General features: G+C 64.6%; 17 protein-coding genes. 5 read left to right on the forward strand and 12 right to left on the reverse strand.

Translation table 11 applies throughout. The features are described from left to right. Positions 1–71 precede the first annotated feature (71 nt). The 7 genes from PSEST_RS06805 to PSEST_RS06835 form a co-directional block, all read right to left on the reverse strand. A complete protein-coding gene (locus tag PSEST_RS06805; protein ID WP_015276262.1) occupies positions 72–542 on the reverse strand; it encodes a nucleoside deaminase in 471 nt (156 codons plus the stop codon). A gap of 36 nt (positions 543–578) precedes the next feature. After that, positions 579–1373, reverse strand: coding sequence for an ABC transporter permease (locus PSEST_RS06810; RefSeq protein ID WP_041756522.1), 795 nt, complete (start codon positions 1371–1373; stop codon positions 579–581). After that, the gene (locus tag PSEST_RS06815) at positions 1360–2163 is read right to left on the reverse strand and encodes an ABC transporter ATP-binding protein (protein ID WP_015276264.1); all 804 of its coding nucleotides are present in this window, start codon (positions 2161–2163) and stop codon (positions 1360–1362) included. The genes PSEST_RS06810 and PSEST_RS06815 overlap by 14 nt, the downstream gene beginning before the upstream one ends. Positions 2164–2167: 4 nt before the next feature. Then, positions 2168–3145, reverse strand: coding sequence for an ABC transporter substrate-binding protein (locus PSEST_RS06820; RefSeq protein WP_015276265.1), 978 nt, complete (start codon positions 3143–3145; stop codon positions 2168–2170). Between the two features lie 50 nt (positions 3146–3195). Beyond that, on the reverse strand, positions 3196–3945 hold the full coding sequence (locus PSEST_RS06825; RefSeq protein ID WP_015276266.1) for an alpha/beta fold hydrolase: 750 nt from the start codon (positions 3943–3945) through the stop codon (positions 3196–3198). Further along, on the reverse strand, positions 3938–4918 hold the full coding sequence (locus tag PSEST_RS06830; RefSeq protein WP_015276267.1) for an isopenicillin N synthase family dioxygenase: 981 nt from the start codon (positions 4916–4918) through the stop codon (positions 3938–3940). Before PSEST_RS06830 ends, PSEST_RS06825 begins: the two co-directional genes overlap by 8 nt. A gap of 302 nt (positions 4919–5220) precedes the next feature. Continuing rightward, positions 5221–5829 carry a LysE family translocator gene (locus PSEST_RS06835; protein ID WP_015276268.1) on the reverse strand — a complete coding sequence of 203 codons (609 nt, stop codon included), beginning with the start codon at positions 5827–5829 and terminating at the stop codon, positions 5221–5223. Positions 5830–5929: 100 nt separating this feature from the next. Here PSEST_RS06835 and PSEST_RS06840 point away from each other — a divergent pair, with 100 nt between their 5' ends. Continuing rightward, on the forward strand, positions 5930–6382 hold the full coding sequence (locus PSEST_RS06840; RefSeq protein ID WP_015276269.1) for an Lrp/AsnC family transcriptional regulator: 453 nt from the start codon (positions 5930–5932) through the stop codon (positions 6380–6382). A gap of 206 nt (positions 6383–6588) precedes the next feature. On the opposite strand, the gene PSEST_RS06845 is transcribed toward PSEST_RS06840, so the two are convergent. After that, positions 6589–7209, reverse strand: coding sequence for a class I SAM-dependent methyltransferase (locus PSEST_RS06845; protein ID WP_015276270.1), 621 nt, complete (start codon positions 7207–7209; stop codon positions 6589–6591). 66 nt (positions 7210–7275) lie between these two features. Here PSEST_RS06845 and PSEST_RS06850 point away from each other — a divergent pair, with 66 nt between their 5' ends. Beyond that, positions 7276–7827 (forward strand): hypothetical protein, encoded by a 552-nt coding sequence (locus tag PSEST_RS06850; RefSeq protein ID WP_198286395.1) that lies wholly within the window; start codon positions 7276–7278, stop codon positions 7825–7827. 9 nt (positions 7828–7836) lie between these two features. Here the strand turns inward: PSEST_RS06850 and PSEST_RS06855 are convergent, their stop codons facing one another. Both PSEST_RS06855 and PSEST_RS06860 read right to left on the reverse strand, forming a co-directional pair. Continuing rightward, positions 7837–9540 carry a response regulator gene (locus PSEST_RS06855; protein ID WP_015276272.1) on the reverse strand — a complete coding sequence of 568 codons (1704 nt, stop codon included), beginning with the start codon at positions 9538–9540 and terminating at the stop codon, positions 7837–7839. Then, positions 9524–11050 carry an ATPase domain-containing protein gene (locus PSEST_RS06860; protein ID WP_015276273.1) on the reverse strand — a complete coding sequence of 509 codons (1527 nt, stop codon included), beginning with the start codon at positions 11048–11050 and terminating at the stop codon, positions 9524–9526. Before PSEST_RS06860 ends, PSEST_RS06855 begins: the two co-directional genes overlap by 17 nt. 434 nt (positions 11051–11484) lie before the next feature. On the opposite strand from PSEST_RS06860, the gene PSEST_RS06865 reads away from it, so the two are divergent. Together PSEST_RS06865 and PSEST_RS06870 are read left to right on the forward strand one after the other, a co-directional pair. Next, a complete protein-coding gene (locus tag PSEST_RS06865; protein ID WP_015276274.1) occupies positions 11485–12792 on the forward strand; it encodes an ABC1 kinase family protein in 1308 nt (435 codons plus the stop codon). A 14-nt stretch (positions 12793–12806) separates the two neighbouring features. After that, positions 12807–13508 (forward strand): SDR family NAD(P)-dependent oxidoreductase, encoded by a 702-nt coding sequence (locus PSEST_RS06870; protein ID WP_015276275.1) that lies wholly within the window; start codon positions 12807–12809, stop codon positions 13506–13508. 6 nt (positions 13509–13514) lie between these two features. Here the strand turns inward: PSEST_RS06870 and PSEST_RS22275 are convergent, their stop codons facing one another. Both PSEST_RS22275 and PSEST_RS06875 read right to left on the reverse strand, forming a co-directional pair. After that, positions 13515–13652: a hypothetical protein gene (locus tag PSEST_RS22275; protein ID WP_226930432.1), complete on the reverse strand. Its 138-nt coding sequence runs from the start codon at positions 13650–13652 to the stop codon at positions 13515–13517. A 48-nt stretch (positions 13653–13700) separates the two neighbouring features. Beyond that, a complete protein-coding gene (locus tag PSEST_RS06875; protein WP_015276276.1) occupies positions 13701–14444 on the reverse strand; it encodes a helix-turn-helix domain-containing protein in 744 nt (247 codons plus the stop codon). A gap of 127 nt (positions 14445–14571) precedes the next feature. Here PSEST_RS06875 and PSEST_RS06880 point away from each other — a divergent pair, with 127 nt between their 5' ends. Then, a complete protein-coding gene (locus tag PSEST_RS06880) occupies positions 14572–15729 on the forward strand; it encodes a DUF3047 domain-containing protein (RefSeq protein ID WP_015276277.1) in 1158 nt (385 codons plus the stop codon). Positions 15730–15935: the final 206 nt, after the last annotated feature.

The raw sequence follows: 15935 nt of genomic DNA on the forward strand, positions 1-15935 counted from the left end.
GAATGTTGCGACGGAGGGCGGTGCCGGCGTTATGGCGATCCTGCCGGGCGCTTGCCTGATTCTGGCGTTGCCTACCAGATGCCTTCGTGCAGGGCGGCAGCCTCGTCTTCCAGCAGCGGGCCGAGCACCTCGACCTTGCGCTGGCCGGCGTCGAAGACGATGCGGCACGGCAGGTCCAGCGTCGGGTTCTCCGGATGGTTGCCGGTGATGTCCTTCAGGCTGCGCTCGGAAAGCCCATAGACCACGCGACCCAGGCCGACCCAGTAAGCGGCCCCGGCGCACATGGCGCAGGGTTCGGCGGAGGTGTACATGGTGCAGCGCGAGAGGAATTCCGGTGTGTAGCGGGTCGAGGCGCGTGTCATCAGCACGCGCTCGGCGTGGCCGGTCATGTCATGGTCGGGCATGTAGGCGTTGCCCTGTTCCAGCAGCACCTCACCGTCCGGCCCGACCAGAATGGCGCCGAACGGGTGGGTGCCGTTTTCCAGTGCGCGGCGGGCGACGTCGAAGCTTTTGCGCAGCAGCGCGAGATCGTCGAGAGGCATGGCGTTATCCAGACTGAGATTAAGAGGTGGTGGGTTTCAATGCCCACCCTTGGGCAGGCTCCAGGGAAAGCAGACCTTCTGCAGCAACCCGATCAGGTGGAACAGCACCAGGCTGATTACCACCAGCATCATCAACGCAGCGAACGCCTGGGGCACCTGGAACATCGAGGTGGAGAAGTTGATGAAATAGCCCAGCCCTTTTTCCGCCGCGACGAACTCGGCGACCACCGCACCGATCACCGCCAGGGTGATGGAGATGCGCAGCGCTGAAAACAGGTGCGGAATCGCATAGGGCAGACGGATGTTGCGGTACTCACGGGCTTTGGAAGCGCCGAGCGAGCGCGACAGCTCCACCAGCTCCTCTGGCGTCGCCAGTAGGCCGGTGACGCAGGACACCACGATGGGGAAGAAAGCGATGAGGAAGGTGATGAACACCCGCGGCAGATCACCAGCGCCCATCACCACCACGATGATCGGTGCCACCGCGACGATGGGCGTGGACTGCACGATCACCAGCAGCGGATACAGGGTGCGCGACATCACCCGTGAAGAGGCCAGAGCGATGGCCAGCGGGATGCCGATCAGGATCGACAGGCCGTAGCCCATCAGCGTCACCCGCAGGGTGGCGAAAATATGCTCGGCCCAGGTGCCGAGACCGACCTTCTGCGTCGCCGCGAATATGGCACTGGGCGAGGGCAACACGAAGCTCGGCAGTTTGAGCAGGCGGCAGGCCGCTTCCCAGACCAGCAGCAGAACGAGCAGGGCGAGCCAGGGCGCGAAGCGGTCGGCCTGCGCCTTCAGGTGCAGTGCCTTGGGCTTAATGGTCGGCATGGCGCGAGAAGACTTTGCGGCGGATATGGTTGGCGAGCTCATTGAAACGCGGCTCCGTGAGGGTTTCCATGGACCGCGGGCGCGGCAGGTCGACATCGATGATTTCCTGCACGCGGCCGGGGCGCGCCGACATCACCAGGATGCGGTCGGCCAGCAGCAGCGCTTCGGGAATCGAGTGGGTGATGAACAGCACCGTCTTCGGGCGCTGTGTCCAGATATTCAGCAGCTCCAGGCTCAGCTCGTCGCGGGTCAGGGCATCGAGGGCCGAGAACGGCTCGTCCATCAGCAGGATTTCCGGGTCGTGCAGCAACGCCCGGGCAATCGCCGCGCGCTGCTGCATGCCGCCGGAGAGTTCGTCCGGGCGCTTGTTACCGAACTCCTTGAGCCCCACCAGTTCCAGCAACTCCTCGCCGCGGGTGATTTCCTGTGCGGTGACGCGACCGTACTTGTGGCGCATTGGGAAGGTCAGGTTGTCGCGGATGTTCAACCAGGGCAGCAGGGTCGGTCGCTGGAAGACGATGCCGATCTCGTCACGCGGGCCGTCCACCGGACTGCCGTAGATGCTGACCTGGCCGTGAGTTGGCCGTACCAGCCCGGCGAGGATGCGCAGCAGCGTGGATTTGCCGCAGCCCGAGGGGCCGAGCACCGCGATGAACTCGTGGCGGCCGATATCGAAACTGGCGTTGTCCAGCGCCACCACCTCGCTGCCATCGGAGGAGGTGAAGACCTGGCTGACCCGGTCGAAGCTGATGTTGGGGCGCGGTGTGGCGGGCAGGGCGGCGGCGTTCATGGCATCACTCGCTCAGGCTGGTGTCGATGGCGCTGGCCGGGTCGAGGCTGTCGATCTGCATGCCCTGGGCCTTGGCGACCCATTCCCAGGTAGTGGCCAGGCGCTTGGCGTCGAAACCGGTGCCTTCGGCGGCGCTGATCTCGTTCTGCATCAGGGGTACCGAGGCGGCGAATTGCTCCTCGGCCTGCTGCTCGTCGACTTCGGCGACCATTTTCTTCAGCGCGGCGGCCGCTGCAGCCGGGTCGGCGATGGCGTTCTTCTGCGCCTGCTGGTAGGCCTTGACGAACTTCTTCGCGACCTCGGGATGGCGCTGCACGAAGCGCTGCGAGGCTACCAGCGACAGGCCGTAGCCCTCGAAGCCGTATTCCGACCAAGGGATAGTCTTCAGCGTCTTGTCCGCTTCACCGAGGGCACGGACGAAGCCGGGCGCGACGGTCAGCCAGTTGATGGTGGCATCCACCTTGCCGGTGGCGAGCATCGGCGCCAGTGCGCCGGGGTCGAGCTTGAGCAGCTTGACGCTGGCCGGGTCGATGCCGTTGCGCTCCAGCAGCAGCGGCCAGACCACGTTGGAGGCAGAGAAGGTCGGCGTGGCCACCGTCTTGCCGACGATGTCCTTGAAGCTCTCGATGCCCGAGCCCTCGGTGGTGAAGAAGGCGTCCGGCTGCTTGTTGTAGATCGGCGCGACGGCGACCACCGGCACCTCGCCCTGGGCCTTGGCCTGCAGCAGCGAGGCCAGGCCGGCCGAGCCGAAGTCCGCGCTGTTGGTGGCCAGCTTGGTCACCACGTCGCTACCGCCGCGGGCACTGGCGATTTCCACGTCGATGCCTTCTGCGGCGAACAGGCCCTGTTCGACACCTAGGTAGATCGCGGCCTTGTCGCCGGCTGGCAACCAGTCGTTGAGCCAGCGCACCTTGTCGGCGGCCAGGGCGGATTGGCTGAACAGCGCGAGCAGGGCGCTGGCGAGCAGGGTTTTCTTGAACATGGTGAAGCTCCTTGAAGGTTCGGCGTGATAAGCGCGATGCAATAAACGGGTCAGTGCACGGGATGAGGATGGCGAGCGAAGAAATCCAGCAGGGCAGCGAGCAGCGCGCCGGGCATGGCCAATTGCGGCGCATGGCCGCAATCGAGCACCACCCGCTCGGCGCCAGGCACCAGCTGCTGCATGCGCTGTTGCACCCGTGGCAGTACGGAGCGGTCCTGCGCGGCTTCGATGTACAAGCGCGGCAGACGACCGAAACGCGCGGTCGTCCAATGCGCGGCGATATCGCGGCCACCATCGGGCTGCACCGTCAGGCGGCGTGCGGCAGCGATGGCGGCCTGTGCCGGTGCATCGTGAAAGAACACCGCGCAGGCGGCATCGGCCGGTACGCGGCTGCCGCCGGGCGCGGCTTCGAGATAAGGGCCGATGCCGCTGACCTCGGGGAAGTCGCGGGCGAGTTCGGCGCAGAGTTCGCCGAAGCCCATGCCGCTGGGCAGCATCATGCCGGCGACATAGGCGACCCCGGCGATGCGCTCGGCATAAGCCTCGGCCACGGCAGTGGCAGTGACGCCGCCGCCGGAATGCGCCACCAGCTGAATCGGACCAGGCAGCGTCTCGATCAATGCGCCGACGTGTTCGACATAGCGCTGCAGCGAGGCTTCTGCGAGCGGCGCGGCGTCGTGGCCATTGCCCGGCAGATCGACCGCGTGGGGCCTATGCCCGGCATCGCGCAGGCCTTCGAGGAGCGAGTCCCAGACCCAGCTACCGGCCCAGGCGCCGTGGATGAGGACGATGTCAGCCATAGGTCCTCCGGTACATCTCGCGGTGGTGTTCTTCCACCGTCACCGCGGGATAGCGAGGGGCTTCACCCGGCGCGAGGCAGGTCGGCAGGCACTCGACCAGATGGTCCGGGTTGCCGCTGAAGAAGAACGGCACGCTATAGCGCTCGCGCCCGGAAATGTTGACCACCCGGTGTAGCGTCGAACGGTACTGGTCGTTGGTCCAGCGGGCGATCATGTCGCCGAGGTTGACCACATAGGTGCCGGGCACGGGCGCTGCGTGAATCCAGCTCTTGCTGTGACGATCCCAGACCTGCAGGCCGGGGTTCTCGTCCTGCAGAAGCAGCGTCAGCCCGCCGAAATCGGTATGCGCGCCACAGCCCTTCTCGCCGGGCGCGGCGTTGGTCGGCTGCGGCGGGTAATGCAGCAGGCGCAGGGTGCTCATGGAGTCGCGGCAGAAGCCGGCGAAATGTTCCTCCGGCAGTTGCAGCGAGAGCGCGATGGCGCCCATCAGCCGTGCCGCGAGGGCGTTCATCGCATCGCGATAGCGCTCCATGGTCGGGCGAAAGTCCGCAAGCTCGGTTGGCCACTGGTTGGCACCGTGGTTGAAGCGACCGGCCAGTACCCGCGGGTCGTCCTCGGCCAACTCCTCGCCGATATAGAAGCCTTCCTTGAGATCGGCCGGCGCACCGGCTTCCAGCACCTGACCGCGCAACGGCTCATAGCCGCGATTGGCCTTCGAGAACACCTTGTCCAGCGCACGCTTGCCTGCTTCCGGCTGGGAAAAGAAGGCCCGCGCCTGCTCGAACACCGCCTGTTGTAGCGCCGGGTCGACGCCGTGGTTGGCGACGCAGAAGAAGCCGACCTCGCGACAGGCCGCGCCGATGCGTTCGGCCACGGCAGTGCGCTCGGCAAGGTCGGGAGAAAACAGCCCGGCGATATCGATCAGCGGCAGCGCGGCGGCTTCGAGATGGCGGGCACAAAGGGACTGGTTCATGGCTCGATCCTGCTCTGCCGACGCGAAATGGCGGTCGGCGAGCGCAGTATCTGGCGGGTCATGCTGTGCGCAGAAGCAGAGAATATCGAGCAAGCCGATGCCGTTTCGGCATCACCGTGTAAAGCGAGAAAACGGTGCTCGCAGTGATCGTGAATGGTGCATCAGCGAACGCCCGGCATTCCTTTCTCGGGACCATATCGGCGGCGGCCAGATAGGCATGCATGCACATTGTTGGGGCATTGTTGGAGAGGTGGCGAGATGTGCAATTTTCCGCAGGCGGTCCACGCCTGCGCCCATGTTCGCTAGATCGAGAGGTTCAGAACTGCCGGCATCGTTGCAACCACCAGGATTACAGCCATGGAAACATTGAATGCCGAGGCAATCCGCGGCCTTCCCAGCCAGCGCCTGAACGTCAAGCCACCCAGCGCCCATACCCCCACACAAGGCACCGATATCGCCGCCAAGATGACAGCGGCGATGCATAAGTTGAGAAAGTGATTTTCAGGCGGGATGTAGGTTGCGGCCACGCTTATCGATAGTGCCCATGCCTTGGGATTGATCCATTGGAACGCCGCCCCACTTATGAGGCCCATTGGCGGCTTGGGATCTACCTGCATCTGCAAGGGGCCGCTGTTAGCGATTGCCCACGCGAGCCAAAGAATATAGGCCGCTCCGACAACACTCAGCGCGTTATGGAAGCCCGGGATTCTCTCGAACGCCGAGCCCAAGCCTGAGCCAACTATCGCGAGCTGCAAACCAATGCCAAGCGCGATGCCGCAAACAAGCGGCATGGTTCTCAAGACGCCGACTCGCGCACCTGACATGAGCACCATGAGGTTATTGGGGCCGGGTGTTCCAGTCATGACGATGGCAAACATCAGAAACGGCAGGAGGACTCCGAGATCGCTCATCAATACAACTCTTCGCTTTGAAATTGGTGCTGCAATTTTATTGTTTGGCTCGAGAATTGTTGTTGCATAATTTCGGCGCTGCTAGATATGGAAGCAACAAATGCTCGAAATTGATCGAATTGATAGAAAGATATTGCGTGAGCTTTCCGATGACGCTCGCCAGACCAACCTGAAACTGGCGGAACGTGTCGGTTTATCGCCTTCGGCGTGCCTCAGACGCGTGCAGGAGTTGGAGCGCAGCGGAGTTATCAAGGGCTACCGGGCGGTGATCGACAAGGCGCTGCTGGGCGCTGGCTTTGTCGTCTATGTGGCCGTTGGGCTTTCCAGCCATACCAAAGAAAGTTTGGGAGCCTTTGAGCGTGCTATCGCCGCCTCTCCCGACGTGGTCGAATTCCACACAGTCACTGGTGCGCTCGAGTATCTGTTGCGCGTAGAAGTTGCAGATATCAAAGCGTACAAGTTGTTCCACACCGAAGTGCTGGGCACCTTGCCCCACGTGTCGTCGATCACAAGCTACATCGTGATGGACACACCCAAGAGTGAGCGGGGCTAGGTCCTGCTGGTGCACAAAACTCCTGGCTACGATCACTTAGATCGGGTCCAGGACAAGTGCAGCAAAAGGCTTGGAATAGCGGACCTCTTCGCCAGTAATGGCTTCTTGAGGCTTAAGGTTTCGCCAGAAGGTACGCCTTCGGCTATGGCTAGTTGCTGCTGTGCGATTTCAGCGGAGCCGCTGCGGTCAGCTGTCAGCGCTGCCTGCTACTGGACCAGTTTGCGGCAGAAGCAGTAGACGAACTTCTGTTCGATCCCGCCGGGGGTGTGGTGCGATTCCTTTTCATGGCCGAGCAGCAGAAAGGGTTCGCCGAACTCGGCGTGCAGCTCGCTGGCGCCATAGCGCATGACCGGCAGGCCGCTGCATTTCTCCGGGCCATCCTCGGCGAAGGTGGCCACTATCACCAGCCCGCCGGGCTTGACCGCGTGGAGCACCTGGCGCACATAGGCATGCCTGTCTTCTTCGCTGGTCAGAAAGTGAAAGACTGCTCTGTCGTGCCATACATCGAAGCTGCGCTCGGGTAGCGCGGCTTCGATGACATTCGCCTCCAGCCAACGGACGCTCGCCGCGTTGGAACCGAGTCTGGTCTTGGCCGTGGCCAGCGCCGCGGCAGAAAGGTCGAGCACTGTCAGGTTTCGATAACCGTTGGCCAGAAGATCATCGACCAGTGTCGAGGCGCCGCCGCCCACGTCGATGATCGATGCCGTCGAAGGCACGTCCGCGTCGCGGATCAGTTTCAGCGACAGCTCGGCGTGTTCCTGAAACCAGCTGACCTCGTCAGCGGCCTTGGTGGAATAGACCTTTTCCCAGTGATCTTTCGGTTGCATGGCGGCATCCCTCGACACGTTTATTGTGATGCTGAGTGCGATGGACGGTAGCATGCAGGCCTAGGCGTGTGCAGCCTTGAAGCCCAAGTCGGGATTCCTGTAACGGAACGCCCATCAGGTGCGCTTGGAGCGCAGGTTTTCATCACCGAACGCCCCCATCATCAATACAAGGAAGCAAGGATGTACCTAAAAGGATCTCTATGCGTGTTGGCGCTGGTTTGGCTGGCGACACCACCCGCACAGGCGGCGACCGGACTCAATGGCGTCGTTGGCAGGGAGCTGATCGGACAGGATGTAATACCTACCGAGTACCACGGGCTCTGGGGAAGGGAAGGAAACTGCGCAGAGCTTCAGCAGCCGTTCTTCATGAATGCCGTATTCGTTACGAAAAAGAGCCTGGCGCTCGATAAACGAACCTGTCCAATAAACACCGCGCTCGCCGAGGGCGATGAGTTTGAGGCCGCGTTCAATTGCATTACGGTTGGTGAGGATACGCTTCAGACGCTGCCCATACGGCTCACGCTGCGCGAGGCCAAGCTTTACGTGAAAGTCGGTGAAGAGCGTGAAGATGGCCCCTACCTCAACTGCAATGCGCCTGGTTTTGGCTCTAAGCGCTGAGTAAACCGGCTATCCCTGCCTGACGGGGTCGGCAAATACTGCACTCTCGATCGCCTCTCGCAACGAGGTTGCCAGCTCTTCGAGGCGGTAGGGCTTGGCGAGGACGTGCACGCCTTCTGCGGCGGCAGATTGCTGCGCGGCTTCGGCGTAGCCGCTGGTGAGCAGCACGGGAACACCGAGGGCGCGGGTGCGGATCTCCCGGGCCAGTTCAACACCGTTCATGCCGCCCGGCATCATCACGTCGGAGAACACGATGTCCACCTGACAGCCGTCCTGCAGCGCGCCCAGCGCGTCTGTGGCACTGGCGGCATGGGTGACGCGATAGCCGAGATGTTCGAGCATCTCGCCGACCAGGGCCGCGACTTCTTCATCATCGTCCACCAGCAGTACGGTACCGGCCGAGGCGTCGGAGCTGTCGTCTTCGGCAGGCCGTTCGCCGTCGGGTTGCTCGGGCACACGTGCTGAGCGCGGCAGCAGCATGATCACGCTGGTGCCGCGATCGCATTCGCTTTCGATCCACACGCTGCCGCCGGACTGTCGCGCGAAGCCGTAGACCTGCGCCAGCCCGAGCCCTGAGCCTTTGCCGATCTCCTTGGTGGTGAAGAAGGGGTCGAATACGCGGGTGCGAACCTCCTCGGGAATGCCGGTGCCCGAGTCGGTCACCGTGAGGCGGACAAAATCGCCGGTGATGCCCAGCACCGCTTCGCCGGGTGCATTGCTGGCTTCGATCAGGATCGAGCCGCCGTCGGGCATGGCGTCGCGGGCATTCACGGCCAGGTTGAGGACGACCAGTTCCAGCTCACCAGGGTCCACTTCGACCGGCCAGAGATCCGGCTCGAACTGCACTTCCACGTGCACGTCGCCGCTCAGGCTGCGGTCGAGCAGCTCGCGCATGCGGCCGATGCGCAGCACCAGGTCGACCGACTCGGGTTCCAGTGACTGGCGGCGGGAGAAGGCGAGCAGTTGCCGGGTGAGGGCGGTTCCGCGCTGCGCGGCCTGGCGCATGCCGTCCATCAACCGCTCGCGGCGTGCAGGATCGGCGCGGCGGTCGAGCATGTCGAGGCCGCCGGAGATCACCATCAGCAGGTTGTTGAAGTCGTGGGCGATGCCGCCGGTGAGCTGGCCGATGGCTTCGATCTTCTGCGCCTGGCGCAGGGTTTCTTCGATCTGCGCGCGCTCGGCCATCTGTGTGCGCAATTCCTGGTTGGCCTTTTCCAGTTCGCTGGTGCGCTCGACGACCAGCGCTTCGAGCTGATTCGAGGCGCGCTCACGGGCTTCGAGCAAGGCCCTGACTTCGTACTGGCGATGCCGCCCGCGCAGGGCGGCTTTCACCGCGCTGGTCAGGGTGATGCTCTGTACCGGGCGTTCCAGCAGGGAAACGTTGCGCAGCGCCGCCACCATGCGCTGACGCCATGCGGCGACTGCCGGCTGTTGATGCTTGCTGGTGAGGACCACGAATGGAAAGTCGGACCACGCCGGTTGCTGATCGACCCAGGTGGCCAGCGCTTGGAGGTCCTGACCGAAGAGGCCTTCTTCGGCGATGAAAACGGCGTCGGCATCGGTTTCGGCGCGACGTAGCACCTCATCGACACTGTGGCAGACAACGGCGTCCATGCCGCTGCGGCTGAGCAGTTCGGCCGAGGCGGGACCGTCCCGGCCGATGGGGGCATAGACGACTACGATGGGGCCTTCTCGTTTAGTGGGCGTCGTCATGCTCGTCTGTCAGTAGCTGAGTCGCATCACCGGTGTATTCCGGTGTGCCCGATAGGATGCCGCTGAAGTGGCTGAGCGGCGGCCCGACCTCGAGGCCGGCGCTACTGAGGCGGTACTCACGGACGGTGTTTTCATGCCGTCCGCTGCGCTTTTTCACCACTGACAACGCCCGGCGAACGACGCCGGCATGCTCGAAGTAGCGCTGCATGATAACCGCATCGCTGAGATAGCTGATATCCACAGGCGTATCCATTGGGCCGACCAGGCCATGCTGGGCGAGTACCATGATGCTGATCACGCCTTTCTGGCCCAGATAACTCAACAGCTCGTGCATCTGCAGAATCAGGAATCGGCCATCAGGCATCGCGTGCAGATAGCCGTTGAGGCTGTCCAGAATCACCAGGCCGGCCCCCCGTACCTCTACGCTCTGGCGGACCGCGGCGGTGAACTCGCCGGGCGACAGCTCGGCCGGGTCGACCTGTTGCAGATGCAGCAGCCCCTGTTCGATCCACGGTTCCATGGGCAGCCCCAGCGCCCGCCCGCGCGCCAGCAGCGTGGCGATGTTTTCGTCAAAGACGAAGAAGGCGACCTGCTCGCCGCGTTTGCACGCCGCGACCGCATAGCTCAAGGCCAGCGAGGATTTGCCCACGCCGGCAGCGCCGACCAGCAGCGCGTTGGTGCCGCGTTCCAGGCCGCCACCCAGCATCTTGTCCAGTGCCGGATTACCGGACGAGGCCAGCTCACCGGAGAAGGACGAGTGGTGCTCGGCGGCGATGAGCCGGGGATAGATGCGCAGGCCGCCCTTGCGGATGGCGAAGTCGTGGTAACCGCCGCGAAACTGGATGCCACGCATCTTGATCACCCGCAGACGCCTGCGCTCGGCACCGTAGTCGATTGCCACCTGCTCCAACATGACCACGCCGTGGGAGATGGAATGCAGTTGCAGGTCGCCCACTTCGGAAGTCTGGTCGTCGAGCAGGATCACCGTGCAGTTGCGGGTGGTGAAGAAATGCTTGAGCGCCAACACCTGCCGGCGGTAGCGCAGAGGGCTTTGCGCCAGCAGGCGCATTTCCGAGAGGCTGTCGAAGATCACGCGACTCGGATTGGTTTCGGTGACCCGATCGAACACCTGCTGCGTGGTTTCACTCAGCTCCATCTCCACGGGGTGCAGCACCGTCAGTTCCAGGTCCGGGTCCAGGCTGGTTTCCGGCGTGACCAGCTCGAATACATCGATACCGTCGAGGGACCAGCCGTGCCGCTTGGCGACCAGCTCCAGTTCGTCCTTGGTTTCCGAGAGGGTCACGTAGAGAACGCGCTCGCCCTGGCGGACCCCTTCGAGCAGGAACTGCAGCGCAATGGTGGTCTTGCCCGAGCCCGGGCTACCTTCGTACAGGTACATGCGGTTGGGGTCGAGGCCGCCGCCGAGAATGTCATCCAGCCCCTCGCTGCCAGTGGAAATGCGAGGGGGTTCATCGTCTGGTTGGAAGGAAAGATTAGTGAAATCGGTCATTCCGTTCTCCTTAACGCAGGCGCCGCTGCGTGCTTCGTTCCCACTCCTGCATGTCCATATCAGGACGGAGGCGGAGGGGAACAGGCCCGTTTCTCGCCTGGTGGGCAGGTCGGGCTGAATGCCGCTCGAATCGTCGCCTGATGCGCTTCTGATGTGCCGAAAATTGCGCGTTTGGCGGTCGACGTTCGAGGGGCGCAGTCATTTAATCCGACTCGCCAGCCGCCTGCCCGTTCCGCATGAGTGTGCTCGGCACCTCCGCTGCAGCGCGCTCTTCAGGCGGCGCGACCATCTGCTGCGCGGTCCCCCCCGGCCGCTTCGCTCGTTGCCCTTGAGCTACTTCGAGCCCTCCGCTGCGCAACAGACTGCAACCATTGAACCTTGGATCATGGGCCGGGCTGCCCCATGATCAGCCTTTGCCTTCGCGGGTCGCCTGCATGTCTCGATTCTCTCGTCCGTCGGCTTCGGCACTGGGCCGCTTTCTGCAACTGGGCGGCACTGGCGCGCGCATTGCCGGCAACCTGCTGGTGCAGCGCCTCACGCCAGGCAAGGCGCGTATCGACTGGGCTCCGGTCGGCGAACTGCTCGGTGATGCGCTTGGGCAGATGAAGGGCCCGGTGCTGAAGCTCGGTCAGCAGGCCTCGCAATGGCAGGACCTGCTGCCCGAACCGATCAGCGCGGCGCTGGCGCGCTTGCAGAACCAGGTGCCCTCGCTGCCATTCGATGCGCTGCAAGCCAATCTGCAGCGCGTCTACGACGGCAAGCTGTACGAACTGTTCGAGTCCATCGAGCCGGAGCCCGCGGCGGCGGCCTCGCTGGGCCAGGTCCACCGCGCTCGGGATCGGCAGGGCAGGGCGCTGATCATGAAGGTCCAGTACCCCGGCATCCGCGCCATCTGCGATGCCGATCTGCGCCAGCTGCGCCGCTTGATGCCGCTCGGGCGACTGTTCGGCACGCCGCCCGCGCGTCTCGATGCGGTGTATGTCGAGCTGCAACGGGCCATTGCCGAGGAACTCGACTACGAGGCCGAGCGCGCCAACCTCGAAGCCTTCCGCGAGCACTTCAGCAACTGGCCGGGCATCCGCATTCCCTTTGCCGTGGGCGAACTCTGCCGGCCCGGTGTGCTGGTGCTGGAGGACCTGCCGGGCCGCTCCATGGCCGAGGTCGAACAGGCCCCGGCGGAGGTGCGCCAGCGCCTGGCCGAAACCCTCTGCGAATGGCTGGCCGAGCAGGCATTCGGTCTGCAACGGCTGCATACCGATCCGCATCCCGGCAACCTCGCCTGGACCGAGACCGGCGAGCTGGTGGTCTACGATTTCGGCAGTGTGCTGCGCCTGGAACCGCGCTTGCTGGCCGGCTACGTGCAGATATTCGAAGCACTGCGTGGCATCTCCAGCGAAGCGCTGGAACCGGGTTTTCAAGCCCTGGGCGGCCGCCAACCGGGGAGCACGCCGCCGCACGGCCTGTATCGACGCATCCACCTGATGCTGCACCCGCTGCTGCAACCCGGCGCGCAGTGGGACTTCCGCGAGGCGGCGCTGCATCAACGGCTGTCCGAGCTGTTCCCCCTGATGATGTCCGCACTCGGCAGCCTGCAACCGGCTTCCGGCACCTTGCTGATCAACCGCACGCTGGAAGGCCATTACTGGAACCTCTACCGGCTCGGCGCTTGCCTGCCCATCGCCGACCTGCTCGCTGAACATATCAAACGCTGGCGCAGCGAAGCCGACGCCCGTCGACCGTAAATCTGGAGATCGTCATGCCGTTGGATTCATTCCCCGAAGGATTTCGTGCGCTGGTCATTGGCGCATCCGGTGGCATCGGCGCCGCATTGGTCGATGCCTTGCGCAGCGATCCGCGCTGCGCGTCGGTCATTGCCCTGAGTCGCTCGTCCGAACCAGCGCTCGACCTGACCGATCCCGCCAGCATCGAACAGGCCGCGGCCAGCGTGGCGGGGCAGGGGCCGTTTCACCTGATCGTCAACGCCGCCGGCGTGCTGCACGGTGCCGACTTCATGCCGGAGAAGCGCCTGGCTGATCTCAACCAGGCGCAGCTGCTCGCCACCTTCCAGATCAACACCTTCGGCCCGGCCATGCTGCTGCGCCACTTCAGCGGCCTACTCGACCGCCAGCGCGGCGTGTTCGCCATGCTCTCGGCCAAAGTCGGCAGCATCGGCGATAACCGCCTCGGCGGCTGGTACAGCTACCGCGCCTCCAAGGCCGCGCTGAACATGCTGATCAAGACTGCTTCCATCGAGGTGCGCCGTAGCCAACCGAATGCAGTGCTGCTGGCGCTGCACCCGGGCACGGTGAACTCACGGCTGTCGCAGCCCTTTCGGGGCGAAGAGATCGGTCGTCCCGCCAGCGATGCAGCGCGGGATCTGTTGCGTGTGATCGATGGTCTGGGGCCGGAGGCGAGCGGTGGGTTCTATGCCTACAGTGGCGAAGAGTTACCCTGGTAGCGGCCCTCAGCCAGCCGGCGTGGCAAGGGCGCGGGAGACGGTCTCGGCCAGCTGCTCGAGGGTGAAGGATTTGGTCATCAGGTGCATGCCCGGGGCCAGGCGATCGACACGGGTCGCCGCCTGCTCGGCGTAGCCGGTGATCATGTTCCTAAGGGTCCTTCGACGCCAGGGCGCAGGCGTTGCAAACGGGCTTCAGCGTTCAAACCGCTGCAGGCTGCGAAAGACCTGCGCGGGGCTGGCGCCGATATAGCGCTTGTAGCAATTGCTGAAATGGCTGGCATCGGCGAAACCCGCATCCACGGCGGCCCGCGTCAGGCAGTCCGTACGCTGCATATACTCGGCCGCGAGCAGCAGGCGCTTCCAGATGCGGAAGCCGCGGTAGCTCATGCCGGTTTCGGCGCGGAACAGGTGCGCCATGCGCGAGGGAGAGAGGTGTACCAGCGAGGCTGCTTGCGCCAGCGCGTGGTTGACGTCGCCCTCCTGGCGCAACAGCTCGAATACCGGCGTCAGGCGGCCCGCGTCGGTTGCATTGTCCGCGGCGGGCATCAGCGCCAGCAGGGTCTGCCTCGTCTGCTCCTTGCTCGGCGCCTCTTCGTAGAGCGCGGTCAGCGTATCGATCAGCACGGGATCGTGCAGGGGTAGCGCACACTGCCCGGGGCGCCAGGTAAAGCGTTGCACGAAGCGCCCGTACAGCTCGCTGTCGCGCTCGACGAACAGCTTGGCCAGCACGCCACCCTGTGCATCCACGGCATGCGCCACACCGGCGGGTACCACCACGGCCCGGCAGGGCAGGGCGGTGCCCGCCAGTTGCAGCACAAGCGGGCGATAGAGGCCGACCATGAGCACCGCGGCGCCGTTGACGCGTCTGTCCAGATGCCGCAGCGGGCCGAAGTACAGCAGCATGTCCGGCCACATCAGCAGGTGCGAAGGCAGCATGCCCGGGGCTCCTCAAGTCAGCTCGTTTTTACAAGCCTCACGCTAGCAGCCGGCCCTAGCATCCAGACATCGTACTTTGGCGCCGAAAGCCCGGCTCAGGCGTCCGCACCCGCACGGAGGAAAAACAATGACAAACACCATCCCGCTCGAGCCCCTCGCCAGGACCGGCTCTGTGTCGACGCCGGCGCAATTCGAGGCCCAACTCACCGACATCGCGGCGCCGCTGGCGGGCGAGGCGGTGCTCGGGCTGCGCGCGCTGTACTTGCCCTGGCGCGTCGGGTCCTGGCTGGACACCGGCCTGCTGGTGAAGGCCGGCGATCAGCTGACCTTCGTGCTCGAGGGCGGCGTTGAGGTCTCCCGGGCGCTGGGCATCCGTTATTCGGCGGAGCTGGCGACCTGGGCGCGCATCGGCGAGCGGGGGCCGATCTTCCGCGCGTTGCACGACACTCAGAGCTTCACGGCGGAGCAGGACGGCCCCCTGCAGCTCAAGCTCTACCCGCGCGATCGCTGGCTCGATGCCAGCGGCCGCTACAGTGGCGAGCCGCCAGCGTTCAACCCCGACGAGGGCGGCGGCGTCAATGTCGGCATCATCCACTGGCGGCCCGGCACCGATATCGCCGAGGTGCTGGGCCAGGCTGCGGCCGGTCGCGACGCCGCGCACTGGGCCAGCCGCGAGCTGGCGCGCCTGCGTACACCGCGTGCGCCCTTGCCCGGTGGCTGGCAGGAACTCTGGGAACTGGGGCCGTCCACGGTGTTCTCAGCTGTCACGCCGGCCCAGGCGGGCCGGGCGCCGGCACGGGCCATCCGCCTGCATACCCGTGACGATGTCTCCATCCTGCAGAAAGAGGCCGACCTGTCGCTGAGCGCGCGCACCACGCTGAGCTGGAAGTGGAAGGTTGATCGGTTGCCCTCGTCGGTCGCCGAAGACCAGATCCACACCCATGACTACCTGAGCATCGCGGTGGAGTTCGACAACGGCCGCGACCTTACCTTCTATTGGAGCCGGGATCTCCCCGAAGGCACGCACTTCCACTGCCCGCTGCCCGGCTGGCACGACCGCGAGACGCATGTCGTGGTGCGTTCGGGCACCGCCGATCTCGGCCAATGGCTGAGCGAGGAGCAGAACATACTGGACCACTACCGCTCCGCCATCGGCGGCGAGCCCCCAGCACGCATCCGTCGAGTCTGGCTGATCGGGGTCAGCCTGTTCCAGCATGGTGAAGGGGAGGCGACCTTCGGCGATATCCTGCTCCGGGATGTCGGTATCGAAAAACGTATCTACTGAGAACCTCTCGGGCTGCGACGACGCTGAGCGAGTCCGCCCGCTCAGCGCGATCCGACGCAGCGCAGCAGCTCGTTGGGTTCCGCGCCCGGTGGTGTGCTGGTCGCGTTCGGAGTGAGGTTGGCGACTTCCACCGCCCCGTAGCGCGGCCTGAAACCGCTCGCAGCCCCACGCCGAACGCAGCTCTCGAGCCGTTCGGCAGCGCACGA

It is taken from the genome of Stutzerimonas stutzeri RCH2 (assembly GCF_000327065.1).
Lineage (GTDB): Bacteria > Pseudomonadota > Gammaproteobacteria > Pseudomonadales > Pseudomonadaceae > Stutzerimonas > Stutzerimonas stutzeri_AE.